The sequence below is a fragment of the Breznakia sp. PF5-3 genome (assembly GCF_029504745.1).
Taxonomy (GTDB): Bacteria; Bacillota_I; Bacilli_A; order Erysipelotrichales; family Erysipelotrichaceae; genus Breznakia.
Genome location: NZ_JAQFIQ010000008.1, coordinates 1 through 20,293, shown reverse-complemented (window position 1 = coordinate 20,293; position 20,293 = coordinate 1). Strand labels below are relative to the sequence as shown.

Here is a 20,293-nt window from a genome sequence, read left to right as displayed (position 1 = left end):
AATAATTATGTTAGTAAACATGAAACAGATTTTAGAAGAAGCAGAAAAGGGTGGGTATGCGATTGGCTGTATTAATACGCCAAACGTTGAAACGCTTCGTGCTGTTATTGGTGCAGCTGAGGATTTAAATGTACCAATTATTATTGACCACGCACAAGTGCACGATCCACTAATTCCAATTGAAGAGATTGGACCAAAGATGGTAGAATACGCAAAAAAAGCGAAAGTACCAGTTTGTGTACATTTGGATCATGGTAGTGATTATAACTTTGTAATGCGTGCGATTCGCTGTGGATTTTCTTCCATTATGTATGATTTAAGTGCATTGCCATTTGAAGAAAACAAAGCAAAATTAAAAGCATTTACCAAGCTTGCACATGCTTTAGATATTACGGTTGAAGCTGAACTTGGAATCATGACATCAACAGAAGATGATACCCATGGAGATGATACGGTATGGGATAATGAATCCATTAAAATTACCTTTACAGATCCTGAACAAGCAGCAGAGTTTGCTAGAGATACAGGTGTTGATGCATTAGCAGTATGCTTTGGTACAGCCCATGGAATTTATTCAGAACCACCAATTCTTGATATTGAAAGAGTAAAAGAAATGCGTAAAAAAATGCCAAAAGAAACACGTATTGTAATGCATGGTGGTAGTGGGGTAGATAGTGATCAAGTACAAGCAGCAATCAGTGCTGGTTGTTCAAAGATTAACTATTACTCATACATGGCAAAAGCAGCAGCGAAACATATCTATGAAGAATTGGATAAAACACAAGGAAGTGCTTACTGGCATGAAGTTCAAGAAAGTGCATATCGTTTTATGAGAGAGTATGCAAGAGAAGTTCTAACAGTATTTAAAAACGGGAAATAATTATGGAAAAAGTTAATTTAGCCGATGTATTAGTAAAAGAAGCCTTCGTTTTGGATCATGAACCATTTCATTCAAAAGAAGAAATGTTTGCTTTTATGGCATCGAAATTTAAGGAAGCAGGAATCATTGATGATGAAGCTAAATACATCGTTTCATTAGAAGAACGTGAAGCCATTGGTTCAACTTTTATGGGAAATTTAATTGGTTTACCGCATGGGAAATGTGAAGCAGTTAAAAAACCAGGAATTGGGTTTTGCCGTTGCAAAGAACCGTTTATATATAACAGTTTTGGTGAAAGCGGTGAAGTAAAATATGTCTTCATGTTGGCTATTTCAATGGATCAAGGAGCAGATCACTATATGCGAGTACTTGCAAAGTTAGCAGGTTTACTTACGCATGAGGAATTCATTGATATCTTAGAACATGGTAAGAGTTATGAAGAAGTAATGGAAATGATTCAGAAATACGAAAATTAGAGGTGAGCTTATGAAAGTAGTAGCAATTACATCTTGTGCGACAGGAATTGCACATACATATATGGCAGCAGAAGCCATTAAAAAAATCTGTAAAGAAAAAGGGTATGATTGCAAGGTTGAAATGCAAGGAGCGTTAGGTATAGAAAACAAATTAAAAGATAAGGATATCAAAGAAGCAGATATGATTATCTTTGCTAATGATGTAGGAGTCTCAAAAGCAGAACGCTTTGATGCATACAAAGATAAGATTAAGAAATTGACACCTCATGCAGTCATCCAAAACCCTAAGATTATATTCGAAGATTAGAAATATAAAGAGAGAAAAAGGTGAGAAAAATGAAAGAACAATTAAATGAAATCAAAAGTGCATTATTAACAGGTGTATCGTACATGTTGCCATTTGTTATTGCTGGTGGTGTTATGATCGCGATTGGTTTTGCCATCGGTGGTTATGATATTCCCAATACAGTTGAACAATATGGAAACTTCCCATCCACTGTTTTCTGGTTAGGAAAACAAGCATTTGCACTTATGGTACCAGTACTTGGTGCATATGTTGCTTACTCAATTGCTGATAAACCTGGGTTGGCACCAGGAATGGTTGGTGGAGCATTGGCTGATGTACAAGGATCAGGTTTCCTTGGTGGGCTTATTGCGGGGATTGTTGCAGGGTATATTGTAAATCTATTGAAGAAAATTGCATTGCCTGCACAATTACGTTCCTTATTACCAACTTTGATTATTCCTATTTTAGGAGTTGGTGCCATTGGTTTAATCATGGTTTATGTAATTGGTGAACCTATTTCAATGCTTACAACAGCATTGACAGATATGTTGAATTCACTCGGTACAGGAAATTTAGTAGTACTAGGAATCGTTCAAGGATGTATGCTTGCATTTGATATGGGTGGTCCTTGTAACAAGGTTGCATATGCATTTGCATTAGCAGCAATGGAAGCTGGAAACTTTGCTCCAATGGCAGCAAACTTCATTGGAAGTATGGCACCTCCACTAGGAATTGCAATTGCTTGTTTAATCGCAAAAAAGAAATTTACTAGTGAAGAACGTGCTGCTGTACCTGGATTGTTTGCTGGAGCATTTGGAATGATTACCGAATTTGCAATTCCGTTTGCAGCTGCAGATCCAATTAAAGTAATTCCATCATTGATGGCAGGTTCAGCTGTAGGATGTGCATTATCATACGTGTTTGGATTAACAATGAGAGCACCTCATGGTGGATTGTTCGTATTGTTCGCATTGAATAATGCCATTATGTTTATTGTTGCATTATTAATTGCAGGAGCAGTAAGTGCAGGATTATTAGTGTTATTGAAAAAACCAGTAAATGAAGAAGTAGAATTAGCTGAGTAAAAAGGAGAAATAAAACATGGCTAAATTAGTAGATATATTAGAAAACTTCCCGTTTTCAAAGGAAGATAAAAAACCAATGTTGATAAAGAAAAGTGAGTATTCAACGGCTCTTTATCCACCCAACAATGCATTTACATCAGATAATACCTTTACGATGGTAACAACAGATACCTTTATGCTTGGTATTTATGAATTGGGACCTGGAGGTGTATTTGCACCATTGGATGTTCATCCAGGAGATGAATCGTATTACATTTTGAATGGGCCAGTTGTTCAACGTAGTGGGAATGGACAATTTGCCTATTTGGAAACAGGAGAAGGTTTGTTTATGCCAGAAGGTGCATGGCATTGTTGTCATAACTTCTCAGATCAAAAAGCGAGAATTCTATATTTTATTACACCAAAGGCTTGGAGTGAAGAAATTCCTCCAGCAGTTATTCCTAGTGAGGAAGAAACAAAGTTCTATAAAGGACCAAACAATGATAATCTTCCAAACATGAAAGATAAAATCAAAGATATTTCTCGACAAGGATGTACAGATGATATTGGATCATGGCCAGTAGATCCAAAGGAAGCAAGAGAAACTGGAGCCGTATATGCAGTTCGTGATTTTGAAAAACTAAATAATGTGCATGGGGTAAAGCACCCAATGTTGATGCGCTTTATAACAAGTAATGATTATGGACACTTTGGTGAATTTATCTTGCCAGCTGGAGGATATGGACCACGATGCTCCGATCCAGATTCACATGCAGGAGATGCAGCACTATATTGTGTTGATGGGCCAGTGACGGTGAATTTATCGGAATTGGAAGAGAGTTATGTATTAGAACCAGAAGATACATTCTTTATTCCAGCCGGGGTGAAATATCAGTTAGTGAACTTTGAAGCAAAACCAATTAAAGTAGTTTTCGCAATTACTGAACTATAAGAAATTATATAAAGAGTGTGGTTGTGATACCTCACTCTTTATTATTTAAGAAAGTGGGTGGTAAAGATGAAAATTGTAATCGGCTGTGATGAAGCAGCATATAAATTAAAAGAACAAATAAAACAATACCTTATAAAAAAAGGCGAAGAAGTAAAAGATATAGGTGTTTATGATGAGCATCCATCATCCTATCCAGATATAGCACAAACCTTGTGTAACAATATCTTAGATGGTAGTCACGAACGTGGTATTCTCTTATGTGGAACAGGTATTGGCATGGCAATTACAGCCAATAAAATTCCAGGTATTCGAGCAGCGGTATGTCATGATATGTTCTCATTGGAAAGAAGCATCAAAAGTAATAACTGTCAGGTATTGTGTATGGGAGCAAGAGTGATTGCTCCACAATATGCACAACTTCTTATCGATACGTGGCTAGAGTGTGAATTTGCTGGTGGCAAAAGTACACCAAAGGTAGAACGGATCATGGAGATAGAAGCACAATATACAAAATAGGAGGAACGATATGCAAAGAATTATAAATGATCCCAGTTTAGTAGTAGAAGATATGCTGAAAGGCTTTGAGCGATGTCATAAAGATATCATTCACATCGATGAAGAGAATCCAAGGGTTGTAATCTCAAACTTTGCGAAAGATAAAAAGAAAGTAGGGATTGTGACTGGTGGAGGAAGTGGACATAAGCCAGCCTTTATAGGCTATTGTGGAAAAAATATGGTAGATGCAGTAGCGGTTGGAGAAATCTTCTCTTCACCAACAGCGAAATCTTTTTACGATTGTATCCGCGCTGTAGATCAAGGGATGGGTGTTGCCTGCCTGTATGGAAACTATGCAGGAGATAACATGAATGTGAAGATGGCGATGGAATTGGCAGAAGACGATGATATTGAAGTGAAGACGGTAGTGGCGAATGATGATGTAGCAAGTGCGCCAAAAACAGAGATGCAAAAGCGAAGAGGTGTCGCAGGAGAAATCTTGATGTGGAAAGTAGGAGGAGCAAAAGCAAATCAAGGAGCAACATTAGAGGAAGTGATTGCTGCAGCTCAAAAAGCAATGGATAATACCCGCAGTGTAGGAGTAGGGTTAGGACCTTGTACAATTCCTGCAAATGGAAAACCTAACTTTTCTATCGCAGAAGGAACAATGGAGTTTGGGATTGGACATCATGGAGAGCCGGGAATACGCGTAGAATCGTTGGCGAGTGCAAAAGAAATCGCTGATGAGATGACAAGCTTGGTAGTAAATGATATTCCATATGTGGAAGGTGATGAAGTGGTGGTGTTGATATCTGGATTAGGAGCAACACCAGTGATGGAACAATATATCTTCTTTGATGAAGTAGCTAAGAATCTAGATGAGCTAGGAATAAAGATATATAAATCCTATGTAGGAAATTACTTTACATCATTGGAGATGAATGGGGTAACCTTGACGATGATGAAGGTAGATGAAGAGTTAAAAGAGTGTATGGACGAAGAGGTAGAGACAATGGGGATGACCCAGATTAGGAGATAGCCAATGGAATATGTAGCAAATCAAAAGAATGCCAAGATAACCTTAGCGATCATAGAAGCAATCCATGAGAATGCAGCATATCTAAGTGAGATAGATGGAGCGACTGGAGACGGGGATCATGGAGTGAACATGGATAAAGGATTTATGTTGGCAAAAGAGAGAATCCAAGAAGATATGGATTTTTCAGAGAGTTTAAAGGTATTAGGAAGAACATTGGTAATGGATATTGGTGGAAGTATGGGTCCTATCTATGGAACAATGTTCTCACGCTTAAGTAGAAGTTTGAAAAAACAAGACCAAATCACAAAAGAAGCAGTGTTAGAAGCTTTAAATAACGCAATCCAAGGACTGATGGATTTAGCAGGTGCAAAAGTAGGAGACAAGACATTGCTTGATACATTATACCCAGCAACAGAAAGTTATAAGGAAGCATTAAAACAAGAGAAATCATTTAAAGAATGTTTGAAAGCATTGCTAGATGGAGCTGAAGCGGGTAAGGAAAACACGAAAAATCTAGTAGCAAAGATTGGTCGTGCAGCTCGCTTGGGGGAACGTAGCAAAGGCTTTTTGGATGCAGGGGCAACATCTTGTTGTATCATTTTGAAAACGATGGCTTCATCAATGTGTGAGGATATTATCAATGAATAACTATAAAGGAGTAATTTTTGATTTGGATGGCACTTTACTAGATACCTTAAGTGATTTATCAAACAGTGTAAATAAAGTATTGGAAACCTATAATTATCCAATCCATGATAAAGCAACGTATAAAAAGAAAATCGGTAGAGGCTTCAAAGATTTAATTTGTAGAAGCATGCCAGAAGATACAGAAGCAAGTAAGGTAGAAGCAGGGTTACAAATGTTTTTAAAAATCTATGACCAAGATTTTATGAAAGAAACAAAGCCCTATGAAGGCATTGATAAAGTATTATCTACACTTCAAGAAAACCATATTAAAGTTGCTGTTAACTCAAATAAACGTACTGACTATACGAACGCATTGATTCAAAAGCATTTTCCTAATATTTGTTTTGTTGAATGCTTTGGTGAACGCCAAGGAATTCCTAAAAAACCAGACCCAACAAGTGCATTGGAATTAAGGAATCTCATGGAATTTAAATCCGATGAAATTCTTTATATTGGTGATTCTAAAACCGATATTCAAACCGCAAACAATGCAAGCATGGATAGTGTTGGTGTACTATGGGGATTTCGTGAAGAAGATGAGTTAGTAGCAAATGGAGCAACTTATATCGCTAGAACACCAGAAGATATTTTAAAGATTATTTTAAAAGGATAGCAAAGCTATCTTTTTAATTGCATGGGGGATAGAAAAAAGTGATCCAAGATCACTTTTCATAGGATAAACTTATTTGGTTTCACCTTGCTCTTTTGCAAGTCTCCAAATAGGTCTAAAATTATCTCTTGTCATCACTTTAAATGTTTCGTCCTTCTCTTTTTTACAGCGATAACAGATATGTGTATTTTTTAAGTTTACTCCACCACAAGGGCAAATCCAATAGTGCTCATGATCTTCACCAAAGACTCTGGCATTATTAACATGTTTCCTTGCTAGTGCAATTGCATAAGATGGTATTTCATCTTCTTTAACTTTTTCAATACAAGGTTCATTGATAAAAATAGAACCATCATCAAATGTGATTTCATGAACGGTAAGGGTAATACGAGCAATGGATGGATCCAGTAACTCAATAATAGAAGTACGATCATTTGAATACGTACTATAAGGATCTATAGATATATTATCAAGTTTGATAATATAATCTCCTTCTATATTAAATGTTAATTTAGAATCACTTGAACTATAACCTTCACAAATAAAATCAACAGCAGTGATAACACGATCACTCAAATTACGAATATTTAAAATCAAACCAGTACGATCATGTTCATTGTTTGTAAATAAGGAACAGCTTTCTAAACATATTGGTGAATTTACATCAATTCCCTCTTTCGCATTTGCAACATAAGAATAGACTTTAACTTCATAATCTTTACGACTAGAAAGGAACGCTAGAATAATACAGACAATAATAGGATTGATAATTAATCCTAATAAACACCAGCCGAGAAAACTTCTTCCTTTACTATGAGCAAGAAAGCCAGCTAATATAGATATTAGCATAAGAAAAATAATATATGCTTCCATAAAAAAACTCCCTCCAAAATATATACATTCGCCTTTGTAATTATATTTTATTAAGAATTCATTTGCAACATAAAGATATATAAATGAAAAATAGGTTTTGTTTTTTATGCTTATCTTATGTATACTTATGAGGTATATGGAGGGAATTATGGAAAATTTTTATACGATGAAAAAGAGTAGATGGCTTACGGTAGCTTTAGGAATTATATCAGGACTATATATTTATATTTCAAGAGCAGTACAAAGCATATCGAGCCTTAGTGAGGCCAGGACAATGTCTTTAGCTGCCAGTATTATACATTTTGCGATTTTGATTGCTTTAGTTTTGAATTTGGCTTGTTGTTATCATTTGTACTTTGTACAAAAACAGAAACGAACAGGACTATTGGTTACGACGATTGTAAATGCGATTTTTTTTGTTGTGTGGATCATTGGAATTCCAGTAGCATTAGCGTTCTTTGATGTATACCAATCTTATTCTTATACAAGTGGAATAAATTTATTATCATATGTTAATAAGCTTGAGACCATTTTACAACTGATGAGTTTATCATTGTTTATCTTTGCAGGAATGGGAATTTATCATGGTATACGACTTTTAGTAGGAAGCGAGAAAAAACAAGATAGTTAGCCTGTACGTAAAGGTGTTTGTTTTTGTTTTGTTTTCCTTTATAATAAAGATGGAGGAAAACAATGAGTGCAAAATACCAAAACATATATCAAGAATTATTAAATAAGATAGAAAATAAAGACATTGTAGCTGGTGAATATCTTCCTAGTGAAAGTGAGCTTATGAAACAGTTTAAAGCATCTCGAGATACCATTCGTAAGTCCTTAAATCTACTGTTACAAAATGGATACATCCAAAAAGTAGTAGGGAAAGGATCCATTGTTTTGGATGCAGATCGAATTGCTTTTCCCGTATCAGGGATAACGAGTTTCAAAGAGTTAAAAGAAACAATGCATGGAGAGATTGATACCATCGTTCATGAATTAAAAAAATTCCCAGCAGATGAGCAAATGAAAAAAGAACTATTTATGGAAGATGGAGATGTTTATAAAGTAGAGCGAATTCGAACAATCAATGGAGAAAAAGTGATTTTAGATGTGGATTATTTAAATGGCAATGTCGTTCATGGAATTACGGAAGCGATTGCTGCAGATTCACTATATAAATATATTGAAAAAGATTTAGGGTTAAAGGTGAGCTTTTCTAAAAAGGAAATCACTGTAATTCCTGCAACCAAAGAAGAAAAACAACTTTTAGATATGAAAGACTATGATTTATTAGTATGTGTAAAATCTTATTCTTATTTAGAAGATGCTACTCTTTTTGAATATACGATTTCAAAGCATCGTCCAGATAAGTTTCGTTTTGTGGATTTTGCTAGAAGAATATAAAAGAAAAAAGCCAAGAACAAATAATTATGTTTTGGCTTTTTTCTTTCTCCATCTTGTTTTTACTTCTCTTATTATTATTTTGAGAAGTTTGATGATTGATTCATCACATCAATCATCCCCATTTTGCTTCCATCACATCTTCTTGGATATCACCTCTTCTAAATGATATCCATATATAATATAACATATATTTGAAAGATTTCAATTTAGAAAATAAAAAAAATACAAAAAAGTTGACAAACCTGTACGTACAAGTTATATTATAGGTGAACAACCTGTACGTACAACTTAAGAATAGGGAGGACACTACGATGTCAAAATTTGAACAAGATGTAAAGCACTTACTTACACATGTAGGTGGAAAAGAAAATATTAAGGCTGTTACGCATTGTGTAACAAGAATGCGGTTTGTTTTGATTGATCCAAACCAAGCAGATATCAAACAGATTGAGGCACTACCTTCAGTAAAAGGAACGTTTACACAATCTGGGCAATTTCAGGTAATCATTGGAAATGATGTGGCAGATTTCTATAAGGAGTTTGTAGAAGCAAGTGGAATTGAAGGAATGGATAAGTCTGCTTTGAAAGATGTAGCGAAAGATAATCAAACACCATTACAAAAATTAATGTCGAATATCGCAGAGATATTTGCACCACTTATCCCAGCACTTGTATGTGGTGGTTTAATTCTAGGGTTTCGAAATGTTATTGGTGATATTAAGATGTTTGAAGATGGTACTAAAACATTGGCAGAAATCAATCAATTCTGGGGTGGGTTACACCATTTCTTATGGTTGATTGGAGAAGCGATTTTCCATTTTCTACCAGTTGGAATTGTTTGGTCGATTACAAAGAAGATGGGAACAACGCAGATTCTTGGAATTATTCTGGGGTTGACTCTGGTATCTCCACAATTGTTGAATGCATATGCAGTGAGTAGTACTGCAGCAGCAGATATTCCTATTTGGGACTTTGGTTTTACACAAATACAAATGATTGGGTACCAAGCACAAGTAATCCCAGCAATTATGGCAGGCTTTGTATTGGTTTACTTGGAACGCTTTTTTACCAAAGTTATTCCTGATGTAATTCGGTTGGTCCTTGTTCCATTTTTGGCACTGTTACCAGCGGTATTAGTTGCGCATGTATTGTTAGGACCAATCGGTTGGACCATCGGAGACTTTATTTCTAATGTGGTATATGGTGGATTGACATCTGCTTTTGGATGGTTATTTGCGGGTGTATTTGGATTCTTATATGCACCATTGGTTATTACTGGATTGCATCATATGACCAATGCGATTGATTTACAATTGATGGGGCAATTTGATGGTACTATTTTATGGCCAATGATTGCATTATCAAACATTGCTCAAGGATCGGCGGTAATGGCAATGGTATACTTGCAAAGAAAAAATGAAAATGCTAAACAAATTGCAATTCCTTCCGCTATCTCTTGTTACTTGGGAGTTACAGAACCTGCAATGTTTGGTGTAAACATCAAATATGGATTTCCATTTATTAGCGCAATGATTGGATCTGCAATCGCAGCCGTTATTTCTGTGGGAAGTGGTGTTATGGCAAATTCTATTGGAGTAGGTGGATTACCTGGTTTCTTAGCAATTCAATCACAACATTGGTTGATGTTCTTTGTAGCTATGGCAGTAGCAATTGTGGTACCGTTTGGCTTAACGCTAGTATTTGGAAAACGTAAACTTACCATTACTGATTTAGAAGGAGAACAAAGTGACCGTGTTGCATTTATTACACCAATGGAAGGTAGAGTCATGGAACTTTCAGAAGTGGATGACAAAGTATTTTCGCAAGGGTTGATGGGTGAAGGATTTGCCATTGAATTATCAAATGGTAAAATCGTTGCACCATTCAGTGGTGAAGTTAGTGTTGCTTTCCCAACTAAACATGCGTATGGCATAAAACGAAGTGATGGAACAGAAATTTTAATTCATATTGGTATGGATACTGTGGAATTAGATGGTAAAGGGTTTACAAGTCATGTGAAGGTAGGCGATTATGTAAAACAAGGGGATTTGATTGCAGAGGTGGATATCCAGTATATTCAAAACGAACAAAAGAGTTTAGTATCTCCAGTAGTTTTCACAAGTAAGGAGAAGATTGCAATCAAAAATAAGACAGAAAATATTCAATTCAAACAAGAAGTAGTAACAATTCGTTAGGTGGATTATGATAAATTTTAAAGAGAAAGTAGTATATCAAATTTATCCAAAATCATTTTATGATGCGGATAATGATGGACAGGGAGATTTTAAAGGGGTAATAGAAAAGTTAGATTACTTAGAATATTTAGGTATTGATTATATTTGGTTTAATGCATGTTTCTTATCCCCCCAAAATGATAATGGGTATGATGTAGAAGATTATTATCAAATCGATCCACAGTATGGAACGATGGAAGACTTTGAATTGCTTTGTAAGGAAGCAAAGAAGCATAAGATTGATATCATGTTAGATATGGTATTCAATCATACATCAACCAAACATGAGTGGTTTCAAAAAGCCTTAGCAGGTGAGCAAAAATATAAAGATTATTATATTTTCCGTAAAGGAAAACCAGATGGAACTTCCCCAACCAATTGGGTATCGAAGTTTGGGGGAAATGTTTGGCAGTATGTAGAAGCATTTGATGAATACTACCTGCATCTATTTGATAAAACCCAAGCCGATTTAAATTGGGACAATCCTGAAGTAAGAGATGAGATGAGTAAAGTTGTAAGGTATTGGATGGATAAGGGTGTTAAAGGCTTTCGCTTTGATGTCGTGAATCTAATATCAAAACCAGAAGAATTAAAAGATGATTTTGAAGGTGATGGAAGAAGGTTTTATACCGATGGTCCACATGTACATGAATATTTACGACAATTAAACTTACAAAGTTTTGGAAAGGATCCACAGTGTATTACAGCTGGTGAAATGTCATCAACTTCGCTTGAAAGCTGTGTAAAGTATGCTGGTGAAGATCGCAATGAATTAACGATGGTATTCAATTTTCATCATTTGAAAGTTGATTATAAAAATAAAGATAAATGGGCTTTAAAACCATTTGATTTCAAAGAATTAAAGATGTTGTTTAATATTTGGCAAGAAGAAATGCAACGACATAAAGCATGGAATGCACTCTTCTGGTGTAATCATGATCAACCTAGAGCTGTTTCTAGGTTTGGAAATGATAAACAGTATCATAAGCAATCGGCAAAGATGTTAGCAACTGCCATCCATTGTTTAAGAGGAACGCCTTATATTTACCAAGGGGAAGAAATTGGAATGACAAGTGCATACTTCGATACAATTGATGAATATCGAGATGTGGAGTCATTGAATTATTATCGTATCCTTGGAGAAAAAGGATATAACGAAAAAGAAAAGTTTGAAATCTTACAAGCCCGTTCGCGTGATAATTCAAGAACCCCAATGCAGTGGAATGATGAACCATATGCAGGTTTTACAAAAGCCACACCATGGATCGATATAAATAAAAATTATAAAACAATTAATGTCGAAGCAAATAAAAAAGATAAAGATTCCATCTTGGAACATTATCGAAAGTTAATCAAACTTCGTAAGCAATATCGGGTTATTCAAGATGGTTTATATGAGCGAATGATGGAAAATCATACAGAAGTATTTGCTTACAAACGAATTTTGGATGAAGAAGAATTAATTGTATTAAATAATTTTTATGGAAAAGAGACAAAGATTGATTTTATTGACAAAGAACAATATGAAGTATTACTTACAAACTATGACAATAGTAATGAACTTTCCTTGTTGAGACCTTATGAATCTATTGTTTTATACAAAAAATAAATGCCTAGCATAAGCTACGCATTTATTTTTTTAAGTGATGTCCAAAGTGTTTTTGTAGTGCGTTGTAATGATTTTGGAAATCTTCAACAATGCTTTTTTGTTCTTGTAATACATCATATGCATCTACAAGCATCTTTTTAAAAGTAACTGCTTCAACTTCAGGAAGGGAAGCAGGATCTATCTTCATAAGGTCTTGTATAAGATATCCAAGTTCATTGCGTTTCATGAAGTAGGTGTGTTCTTCATCTACTTCTTTTAGTAAAGCTGCTAGGGTCCAATGACGATTGTGTTCTGTTAGCATAGCTTTGCGCTCAATATCAAGATCTTGGTCTCTTAATTGTTTTGATAGGGCATTGATTTCTTCATGTTTCATTATTGGAAGAATCATCATGTCAAAAGCAAAGCTAGTATTTTCATCTTTGGTATTTTCAGTAAACCCAGGAAGCTGAAATAAGTATCCAATGGTTTGTTTTGTCTCTTGGTCACCAATGATGCGAACTTCGTATTGCTCTTGTAATATAGTTTTTATTTTCTCTGCTTTCGCTTGTTTTGATGATGTGTAAATTAATAACGTTTCTTTCATAATTGTTTTATAACTCCTTAGGACAACTATACCATGATGCTATTTGTTTTCCAAAATAAATGAGCATTTATCAAAGATTTATAGTATGATAAACAAGTAGATTTGGAGGGAATAAGAATGTATAAGCTTAGAAGATTACCAATTATGACGATGGTCATCTTTTTGATTGGAGGAGTGGTTTTATATTATGTATATGATACTATTTTTACTTATCAAAATTTAGAAGAAATTATTCAGGCACCAGTGTATTTCTATACAACAAGCAATGGCTTTGTCTGGATTGGCTTAATAGGAATGAGTTTGCTTAGTATGTATAGTATTTATAAACTTTTATTTACTGGTGATAAACCACGGACAAAGATTACAAACGCATTGCTTGTTTGTATGATACTATCTGTTTTATTAGATTTGTCATTATACTATATATTGCTTTTTTTAAGTAATGGAGCATTGCATAATGAATTAAAAATATTTGTTTGGTATAACGCATATTCTAGTTTGGTGTATGCATTTTATATAGCATTGGCTACAATGGTTTTAAAATTGGGTGCAGTGTTGTTGAGTTTAAAAGCAACTTATTTAGATGAACAACCACCAATGAATAATAAAACAGTAATTATCAAAGGGGCAATGGTGTTACTTTATGGAGGATTGATTTTTGGTACATGGTTTGTGCAAACAAAGGTTATTGCCAAAGAGATTACTTTACATCTAACATATGATATTCCATTCTACTTTTCTGGACAAAATGGATATGGGCAAATACGTATTGTATATGATTTAGATAATATAGTTATTGGTGGTGGAAGTGATCAACAATTGTTATTGCGTACAAAAAGTATAGAAGAAGTGATGAAGACTAGATATATGAAAGAAGGACGCATAGAAGTCATTAGTAAAAATAATGGAAAGTTAAAAAATGGGGAAGATATTGAAATACAATGGATGAAAAAAGATGAAGCTATTTCGAATGCTTTAAATATTACGGTGGAATCAAAACCTAAAAAATTTAAGATTGAAAAATTATCAACACAGATTTATAACATGGATATGTTGAATGATCAACAAGCAAAGATAGTAAATAATAAACTAAAAGAGTATGAAGAAAGTAATGCTTTTAAAGAAGAACTTGTTGCGCTTAAGCAATCTGATGATAAAGATTATGCCTTAGATAGTATAAAGAGAATGGCGATTATTAGTGAAAAATATGATAAAGATGATAAAAAGATAATGAATTCCTTTACTGTATCTAAAGAGCGTTCAATGACGGATATAAGTGGATTAAAAAAGGGAGAGGCAAGGGACTCTTATGTTTATGAAGTGATATTTAAAAATAATAATGGTGAAAAACACTATTATTATGCTGTTGGTGAGTTAAATGTGAATAGTGTGGATATTAAAAAAGAATACAATTTTGATAATCTTGAGGTTGCATTATATGATTCGAAAATATCTAATTATCCATTGGGGTTTGAAGAAATATTAGAAAAATTTCAAAAGCAATCTGAAACAGGAAAAAATTTAGTTTCGTTAAAATCTATTGAACAAAGTGCTCCAGCAACAAGTACTGTATTTCCAGTGCCTTGGGATAGTAATCAAATCTTGATAAATGGGGTTACAATTGAACTTCCAGTAAAAGGTCTTGATTTAGAAAAGACAGGTTATGATTTAGGAATTGAAGCGGCTTATCGAATTGATGCAAAGAAGACAGGGCCGGACTTTTATGATGTTATTGATAAAAATGGAAATAAAATTCCAATTATTTTGTATAATATGTCAGATAAAGCAGCACATCCTAAAGATTGTTATATTATGACGGTAGGAATCAATAATGGTTTAGAAGCTTCGATGAAGGAGATATATTTCCCAGGAGGTTTTCAAATGGGCTCCTCTATTCAAGATGTGCGTTTGGTTTATGGAAAACCTAAAAGTATTCGTATCAATTCAAATACGACAACGATGACTTATGAAAGTGATACATCAAAGGTGACTTTAAAATTTATATATGGGAAATTAAATAGTTACGAGTTAGGAATAAAATTTGAAACAGGAAAATAGCTGTAGTTATCAGAGGAAGAATTTCATTAAATGAATTGTAATATTATTTATTTATGATAGAATGAATACATTGATAAGGGAGTAGTCGCACGAAGTTGTGTGATTTAGTCAACATCACGGAATGAGAATTCCTGGCTAAATTTTAAAGACAAGACTTATTAAAAGTAATTTTTTGCTTTTAATGAGTCTTTTTTTATTAAAAGCATTTCAATTCAGGAGGATCATATATTGAAAAAGATTGTTAATTTGAATTTAAAAGATGTATTGGAAGATGTTCACTCTTCCAAAGAGGGAATTAGTGATGAGGAAGCGCAGAAGCGTTTGCAAAGAGATGGGAGAAATGAATTAGCGGCAGAAAAGCCTCCCGGAATAGCGAAGATTTTTGTTGAACAATTTAAAGATTTATTGGTAATCGTGTTGCTTGTAGCAAGTGCCATTTCAATTGTTGTTGGCGAAGCGCAAAGTGCAATTGTTATTTTGGTGGTTGTGACAATGAATTCAATTTTAGGAACAATACAAACGATACGTGCACAAAAATCATTGGATAGTTTAAAACAATTATCAACACCTTTTACACGGGTTGTTCGCTCTGGGGTTGTAAAGGAAATCAAATCTACAGATCTTGTTGTTGGTGATGTGTTCTTAGTCGAAGCAGGAGATGTAATTAGTGCAGATGGTAGAGTGATTGATGCTTTTTCTTTACAAGTTAATGAGTCTTCATTAACTGGAGAAGTAGAAAGTGTAGAAAAGCACAATGAACAAATTGACGATGAAGATTGTCCTATTGGAGATCAAAAAAATATGGTTTTCGCTAGTGGTCTAGTTACCTATGGGCGAGGGAAAGTCGTTGTAACGAGTACAGGGATGAATACGGAAATTGGACGAATTGCCCAATTGATGAATGCAACCAAAGAAAAGCGTACGCCCCTACAAAGAAATTTGGATGACTTTTCTAAAAAATTATCGTTTGCCATCATTGGTATTTGTATTATCGTATTTGGTTTAACCATGCTTCGTGGTGAAGCATTGTTGGATGCTTTCTTGTTTGCTGTTGCATTAGCCGTAGCAGCAATACCAGAAGCATTGGCATCGATTGTGACGATTGTATTATCCATCAGTACACAAAAGATGGTGAAAGAACATGCTATCATGAAGAACATCAATGCAGTAGAAACACTAGGGTGTGTATCCATTATCTGTAGTGATAAAACGGGAACTTTAACGCAAAACAAAATGAGTGTTGAAAATATTTATATGAATAAGACATTGACGCATGTTGATGATATAGATACGGAGAATAAAGATTTTCGATTATTGACGATAGCTGCAACCTTATGTAATGATGCAACCATTCATGAAGAGCAACGTATTGGTGATCCAACCGAGTTGGCGTTTGTGGATTTAGCACATAAATTTGGGATGAATGAAATGGACTTACGAGAAAAGTATTATCGTATAAAAGAATTACCATTTGATTCCGTACGTAAGTTAATGACAACGATGAACAATGTGCATGATAAGACCTTGTTATATGTAAAGGGTGCACCAGATGAATTATTAAAAATTTGCACAAAATATTATTTCCAGGGAAATGAGATAGCCTTGGATGATACAATACGCAAAGAGATTGCAAAGCAAAATGAAGGGTTCGCAAAAAAGGGACAACGGGTACTTGCCTTTGCCTATCGTGAATTTGATAAAAAGGATTTAACGTTAGACGATGAAGAAGAATTGGTGTTCCTAGGCTTGGCATCGATGATTGATCCACCAAGAGTAGAAAGTGAAGAAGCTGTTGCTAATTGTTTTACAGCCGGAATCAAACCAATCATGATTACTGGAGATCACCGTATTACAGCGGAGGCAATTGCTAAGCGAATTGGAATCTTCCATACAGGAGATATCAGTATCGAAGGTCGTGAATTGGAAAGCATGAGTGATGAAGAATTGCATGAGAAAATTGAGAAGATCAGCGTTTATGCCAGAGTGGCACCAGAGCATAAGATTCGAATTGTTGAAGCATGGCAAAGTCGTGGTCATAATGTAGCGATGACAGGTGATGGAGTAAACGATGCTCCAGCATTAAAACAAGCAGATATTGGAATTGCAATGGGAATTACAGGTACCGAAGTAAGTAAAGATGCAGCAAGTATGATTCTAACAGATGATAATTTCTCAACGATTGTGAAAGCAGTTGTTACCGGAAGAAATGTATATGCTAATATTAAGAATGCAATTGCATATTTATTATCAGGTAATTTCTCAGGAATATTAACTGTACTATATTGTACGATATTGGCGTTACCATTACCGTTTCTACCAGTTCATTTGTTATTTATTAATTTAGTTACGGATAGTCTTCCAGCAATTGCAATTGGAATGGAAAAAGCAAATAAATATCTACTATATGAAAAACCAAGAAAACAAGGAAGTTCCATATTAGATAAAACAACGTTAAAGCAAATAGGATATGAAGGATTTTTGATTGCTACAGCAACGATTATAGCGTTCTATCTTGGTTTAGAAACATCAACAACGATGGCTACAACCTTTGCCTTTTCGGTGCTTTGTCTATCAAGGTTATTTCATGGCTTTAACTGTCGTAGTGATAAACCAATTTGGAAAATTGGTTTATCATCAAACAAGTACAGCATCTATGCTTTCCTTGTTGGCTATATTTTATTAAATAGTATTCTATACTTTACAATCTTCCATGGTGTATTTGCTGTTGCACCTGTAAGTATTCAAGATATTTTGACTATAAATGGGTTAGCATTTATACCAACTATTATTATTCAATTAACAAAGACAATTATGAATAAACCTAAAAAATAATCGATATAATCAAAAAAAACTACCAAAAATACCGTTTCACCGACCAAATGTCACAGTTTTTACACAAGGGTAGTTTTTTTTGCTATACTAAAATCATAGATTTTAAAGGCAGAATAGGAGACGAACTTTATGGAGGAGCAAAGTTTATTTCTTACTCAGAAGCGCCAAGGGCGAGGGATAGCAGACGAAGTGAGAGAGAATACAAAGCAATTGAAAGTAGATCATGAAGAAAATGATCTTTTTGTCATTAAAGGTTCTTGTCGATAGATATACGATAGGAACTTTTTTGCTGTTTAAAATCGGAAGAGGAGAACTAAAAAATGAAAAGATTAGGGAGTTTATTAGTGATTGTATTTATGTTGTCATTAACGACAACAATGTATGGGGAGCAACAAGCAGAAGAACTTTGGGAGAAAACGGAAAGTCAAGTCAATGGAGGATTTTTAAGTGTCTCTGCAACGAAGGATGGAGGATCCATTTCTTCAGGAAGAATATATGGTGCTCTTCCTGGGCAAAAGGATAATGGCTATCAGGATGGAGTGCTCGCAAAACACGATGTGAATGGTAATTTACAGTGGCAGAAACAATATGGTAGTAATGAAACAGATGAGCTATGGTCGACTAGGGAAACGCAAGACGGTGGCTATATAGCTGCAGGGTATACACGAAATCAATCTGCTACAAAACGTGGCGATGGTTGGTTAGTAAAAACCGACGCAAATGGGAAGCAACAGTGGTCAAAACAATACGGAGGGGAGTATTTTGAAATGTTTTATGCCGTTGAACAGACTGCTGATGGAGGATATTTAGCTGCAGGAAGTGATGATAAACATGGTTTGATTGTTAAGACTGATGCGAATGGGAACCAAAAGAATTTTAATCTGATTACAGAACCTCAATATCAAATGTACTTATATAGATCGATGAAAGTATCAGATAATGAATATATTTTTGCTGGTTATGTTCAATATGAAAATACAGGATATCAAAGCTACATAATTAAAGTAGATGGAAATGGAAATAAGATTTGGAGTAAGACATATTCTGTTGGTAATCATGAAAGTATTTCAGGGTGTTCTTTATCTGCTGATGGAAATTTAATTTTCACAGGAACAGAGAGAACAAGTAAAGCAGGATTTTTATTAAAGCTAGATCGTGATGGAAATATGCTCTGGAAAAAATTGTATTATCCAGGAGAAGTGAGTGTAGATAGAGTTATAGGGGTTGAAGATGGATATGTACTAATTGGTTCAAAAACAATAAATGCAAAAGATTCATTATATTTGATTAAAACAGATTTGGATGGAAATGAAGTTTTTTCTCAAGTACTATTTGATGCAAATGCAGGGAATAAATATGTATATGGTTTCACAAGAACAGCAGATAATGGGTATGTCATAAATGGGTATGGATATACAACATGGATTGCGAAATTCAAAATAGAAGAATTAACTGCTGTTATACCAACACCAAATCCAACACCACAACCAAATAAACCAGCACCTTCAGATAATACTACATCTACAACTTTTGAAGCAGCATCAAAAGCACCAAGTGCTGGAGATGTAAGCAACAAAGGAGTATGGATTGTATTGCTTGTAGGATCATTAGTTGTAATTAAAAAAACAAAAGAAATATTTAATTAGGGGAAATATATGAAAGAGTTTTTAAATAAGATATTATTCTATATCAAGAAACGTCCTGTGAGGGTAAAAGATGTATTGATTATAATTCTTATTCTATTATTATTGTTAGCTCTTTGTAGGTGTAATAAAGAGAAGACAAAGGATCAAAAGATAGAGGACGCAGTAAGTGATATTTGTAAGTTTCCAAAACAAAATGCAAAAGATTTAACAGCATTATTATCAAGTGGGGACTTGTGTAGTGAAGCATGGTTTGAAGATGTAGATGATTTTATAGAACGTTTGGAAGTGCAAAATAAAGCGTTGAAAAAGAATCACAGTAAACAAGCGGAAGCACTTTATAAAAAGCAAGCAGAGTTAGTAAAGTGTTTAAAGGCGTTTCGAAAAGATCAAAGTAAGAAAACAATAGATGCTTTGGAGAAAGCATTTAAAGCATATCAAAAACAGGCGAAGAAAGGTTGTTAAGGGAAACAAGAATGAAAAAGATAAAGAAAATAGGAGCAGCATTTTTAGCTTGTTTAATGCTATTGCAAGCAATGGATGGAACGCTTCGTGTAGCAGCAGCGGAAAT

The 20,293-nt window shown here is 34.5% G+C and carries 20 protein-coding genes; 18 read left to right on the top strand and 2 right to left on the bottom strand.

Features of this window, described 5'->3' with window-relative positions; genetic code table 11:
- Positions 1–7: 7 nt before the first annotated feature.
- From M2475_RS03055 to M2475_RS03015, 9 genes are all read left to right on the top strand, one after another.
- Positions 8–880 carry a class II fructose-bisphosphate aldolase gene (locus tag M2475_RS03055; protein WP_277489511.1) on the top strand — a complete coding sequence of 291 codons (873 nt, stop codon included), beginning with the start codon at positions 8–10 and terminating at the stop codon, positions 878–880.
- 2 nt (positions 881–882) lie between these two features.
- Entirely contained in the window at positions 883–1,356 is a 474-nt protein-coding gene (locus M2475_RS03050) for a PTS sugar transporter subunit IIA (protein WP_277489510.1), read from the top strand.
- Positions 1,357–1,366: 10 nt separating this feature from the next.
- A complete protein-coding gene (locus tag M2475_RS03045) occupies positions 1,367–1,663 on the top strand; it encodes a fructose PTS transporter subunit IIB (RefSeq protein ID WP_277489509.1) in 297 nt (98 codons plus the stop codon).
- A gap of 29 nt (positions 1,664–1,692) precedes the next feature.
- Positions 1,693–2,727 (top strand): PTS fructose transporter subunit IIC, encoded by a 1,035-nt coding sequence (locus M2475_RS03040; RefSeq protein ID WP_277489508.1) that lies wholly within the window; start codon positions 1,693–1,695, stop codon positions 2,725–2,727.
- Positions 2,728–2,743: 16 nt separating this feature from the next.
- Positions 2,744–3,658 carry a cupin domain-containing protein gene (locus tag M2475_RS03035; protein WP_277489507.1) on the top strand — a complete coding sequence of 305 codons (915 nt, stop codon included), beginning with the start codon at positions 2,744–2,746 and terminating at the stop codon, positions 3,656–3,658.
- A 66-nt stretch (positions 3,659–3,724) separates the two neighbouring features.
- Positions 3,725–4,174 carry a ribose 5-phosphate isomerase B gene (gene rpiB / locus M2475_RS03030; protein WP_277489506.1) on the top strand — a complete coding sequence of 150 codons (450 nt, stop codon included), beginning with the start codon at positions 3,725–3,727 and terminating at the stop codon, positions 4,172–4,174.
- Between the two features lie 10 nt (positions 4,175–4,184).
- Positions 4,185–5,192 carry a dihydroxyacetone kinase subunit DhaK gene (locus tag M2475_RS03025; protein WP_277489505.1) on the top strand — a complete coding sequence of 336 codons (1,008 nt, stop codon included), beginning with the start codon at positions 4,185–4,187 and terminating at the stop codon, positions 5,190–5,192.
- 3 nt (positions 5,193–5,195) lie between these two features.
- Positions 5,196–5,840, top strand: a complete 645-nt coding sequence (gene dhaL, locus M2475_RS03020; protein WP_277489504.1) for a dihydroxyacetone kinase subunit DhaL — start codon at positions 5,196–5,198, stop codon at positions 5,838–5,840.
- Positions 5,833–6,492: an HAD family hydrolase gene (locus M2475_RS03015; RefSeq protein WP_277489503.1), complete on the top strand. Its 660-nt coding sequence runs from the start codon at positions 5,833–5,835 to the stop codon at positions 6,490–6,492. The genes dhaL and M2475_RS03015 overlap by 8 nt, the downstream gene beginning before the upstream one ends.
- A 69-nt stretch (positions 6,493–6,561) precedes the next feature.
- Here M2475_RS03015 and M2475_RS03010 read toward each other — a convergent pair whose 3' ends face one another.
- A complete protein-coding gene (locus M2475_RS03010; RefSeq protein WP_277489502.1) occupies positions 6,562–7,362 on the bottom strand; it encodes a hypothetical protein in 801 nt (266 codons plus the stop codon).
- A gap of 148 nt (positions 7,363–7,510) precedes the next feature.
- On the opposite strand from M2475_RS03010, the gene M2475_RS03005 reads away from it, so the two are divergent.
- The 4 genes from M2475_RS03005 to treC all read left to right on the top strand — a co-directional run bounded on the left by M2475_RS03005 (position 7,511) and on the right by treC (position 12,606).
- On the top strand, positions 7,511–7,993 hold the full coding sequence (locus M2475_RS03005) for a hypothetical protein (protein WP_277489501.1): 483 nt from the start codon (positions 7,511–7,513) through the stop codon (positions 7,991–7,993).
- Between the two features lie 62 nt (positions 7,994–8,055).
- Entirely contained in the window at positions 8,056–8,763 is a 708-nt protein-coding gene (treR, locus tag M2475_RS03000) for a trehalose operon repressor (RefSeq protein ID WP_277489500.1), read from the top strand.
- A 311-nt stretch (positions 8,764–9,074) separates the two neighbouring features.
- Positions 9,075–10,958, top strand: coding sequence for a PTS system trehalose-specific EIIBC component (treP, locus tag M2475_RS02995; RefSeq protein ID WP_277489499.1), 1,884 nt, complete (start codon positions 9,075–9,077; stop codon positions 10,956–10,958).
- 7 nt (positions 10,959–10,965) lie between these two features.
- Positions 10,966–12,606 carry an alpha,alpha-phosphotrehalase gene (treC, locus tag M2475_RS02990; RefSeq protein WP_277489498.1) on the top strand — a complete coding sequence of 547 codons (1,641 nt, stop codon included), beginning with the start codon at positions 10,966–10,968 and terminating at the stop codon, positions 12,604–12,606.
- A gap of 22 nt (positions 12,607–12,628) precedes the next feature.
- On the opposite strand, the gene M2475_RS02985 is transcribed toward treC, so the two are convergent.
- Positions 12,629–13,189 (bottom strand): DUF3783 domain-containing protein, encoded by a 561-nt coding sequence (locus M2475_RS02985; protein ID WP_277489497.1) that lies wholly within the window; start codon positions 13,187–13,189, stop codon positions 12,629–12,631.
- Between the two features lie 117 nt (positions 13,190–13,306).
- Here M2475_RS02985 and M2475_RS02980 point away from each other — a divergent pair, with 117 nt between their 5' ends.
- From M2475_RS02980 to M2475_RS02960, 5 genes are all read left to right on the top strand, one after another.
- A complete protein-coding gene (locus M2475_RS02980) occupies positions 13,307–15,247 on the top strand; it encodes a hypothetical protein (RefSeq protein WP_277489496.1) in 1,941 nt (646 codons plus the stop codon).
- 237 nt (positions 15,248–15,484) lie between these two features.
- Positions 15,485–18,079: a cation-translocating P-type ATPase gene (locus M2475_RS02975; protein WP_277489560.1), complete on the top strand. Its 2,595-nt coding sequence runs from the start codon at positions 15,485–15,487 to the stop codon at positions 18,077–18,079.
- A gap of 129 nt (positions 18,080–18,208) precedes the next feature.
- Positions 18,209–18,346, top strand: a complete 138-nt coding sequence (locus M2475_RS02970; protein WP_277489495.1) for a hypothetical protein — start codon at positions 18,209–18,211, stop codon at positions 18,344–18,346.
- Positions 18,347–18,399: 53 nt separating this feature from the next.
- A complete protein-coding gene (locus tag M2475_RS02965; RefSeq protein ID WP_277489494.1) occupies positions 18,400–19,725 on the top strand; it encodes a hypothetical protein in 1,326 nt (441 codons plus the stop codon).
- A 9-nt stretch (positions 19,726–19,734) separates the two neighbouring features.
- The gene (locus M2475_RS02960; protein ID WP_277489493.1) at positions 19,735–20,187 is read left to right on the top strand and encodes a hypothetical protein; all 453 of its coding nucleotides are present in this window, start codon (positions 19,735–19,737) and stop codon (positions 20,185–20,187) included.
- Positions 20,188–20,293: the final 106 nt, after the last annotated feature.

What these genes read in the sequence shown, in the direction of transcription:
- M2475_RS03055 (WP_277489511.1), top strand. Translation starts at nt 8, where the DNA reads ATGTTAGTAAACATGAAACAGATTTTAGAAGAAGCAGAAAAGGGTGGG.
- M2475_RS03050 (WP_277489510.1), top strand. Translation starts at nt 883, where the DNA reads ATGGAAAAAGTTAATTTAGCCGATGTATTAGTAAAAGAAGCCTTCGTT.
- M2475_RS03045 (WP_277489509.1), top strand. Translation starts at nt 1,367, where the DNA reads ATGAAAGTAGTAGCAATTACATCTTGTGCGACAGGAATTGCACATACA.
- M2475_RS03040 (WP_277489508.1), top strand. Translation starts at nt 1,693, where the DNA reads ATGAAAGAACAATTAAATGAAATCAAAAGTGCATTATTAACAGGTGTA.
- M2475_RS03035 (WP_277489507.1), top strand. Translation starts at nt 2,744, where the DNA reads ATGGCTAAATTAGTAGATATATTAGAAAACTTCCCGTTTTCAAAGGAA.
- rpiB (WP_277489506.1), top strand. Translation starts at nt 3,725, where the DNA reads ATGAAAATTGTAATCGGCTGTGATGAAGCAGCATATAAATTAAAAGAA.
- M2475_RS03025 (WP_277489505.1), top strand. Translation starts at nt 4,185, where the DNA reads ATGCAAAGAATTATAAATGATCCCAGTTTAGTAGTAGAAGATATGCTG.
- dhaL (WP_277489504.1), top strand. Translation starts at nt 5,196, where the DNA reads ATGGAATATGTAGCAAATCAAAAGAATGCCAAGATAACCTTAGCGATC.
- M2475_RS03015 (WP_277489503.1), top strand. Translation starts at nt 5,833, where the DNA reads ATGAATAACTATAAAGGAGTAATTTTTGATTTGGATGGCACTTTACTA.
- M2475_RS03010 (WP_277489502.1), bottom strand. Translation starts at nt 7,362, where the DNA reads ATGGAAGCATATATTATTTTTCTTATGCTAATATCTATATTAGCTGGC.
- M2475_RS03005 (WP_277489501.1), top strand. Translation starts at nt 7,511, where the DNA reads ATGGAAAATTTTTATACGATGAAAAAGAGTAGATGGCTTACGGTAGCT.
- treR (WP_277489500.1), top strand. Translation starts at nt 8,056, where the DNA reads ATGAGTGCAAAATACCAAAACATATATCAAGAATTATTAAATAAGATA.
- treP (WP_277489499.1), top strand. Translation starts at nt 9,075, where the DNA reads ATGTCAAAATTTGAACAAGATGTAAAGCACTTACTTACACATGTAGGT.
- treC (WP_277489498.1), top strand. Translation starts at nt 10,966, where the DNA reads ATGATAAATTTTAAAGAGAAAGTAGTATATCAAATTTATCCAAAATCA.
- M2475_RS02985 (WP_277489497.1), bottom strand. Translation starts at nt 13,189, where the DNA reads ATGAAAGAAACGTTATTAATTTACACATCATCAAAACAAGCGAAAGCA.
- M2475_RS02980 (WP_277489496.1), top strand. Translation starts at nt 13,307, where the DNA reads ATGTATAAGCTTAGAAGATTACCAATTATGACGATGGTCATCTTTTTG.
- M2475_RS02970 (WP_277489495.1), top strand. Translation starts at nt 18,209, where the DNA reads ATGGAGGAGCAAAGTTTATTTCTTACTCAGAAGCGCCAAGGGCGAGGG.
- M2475_RS02965 (WP_277489494.1), top strand. Translation starts at nt 18,400, where the DNA reads ATGAAAAGATTAGGGAGTTTATTAGTGATTGTATTTATGTTGTCATTA.
- M2475_RS02960 (WP_277489493.1), top strand. Translation starts at nt 19,735, where the DNA reads ATGAAAGAGTTTTTAAATAAGATATTATTCTATATCAAGAAACGTCCT.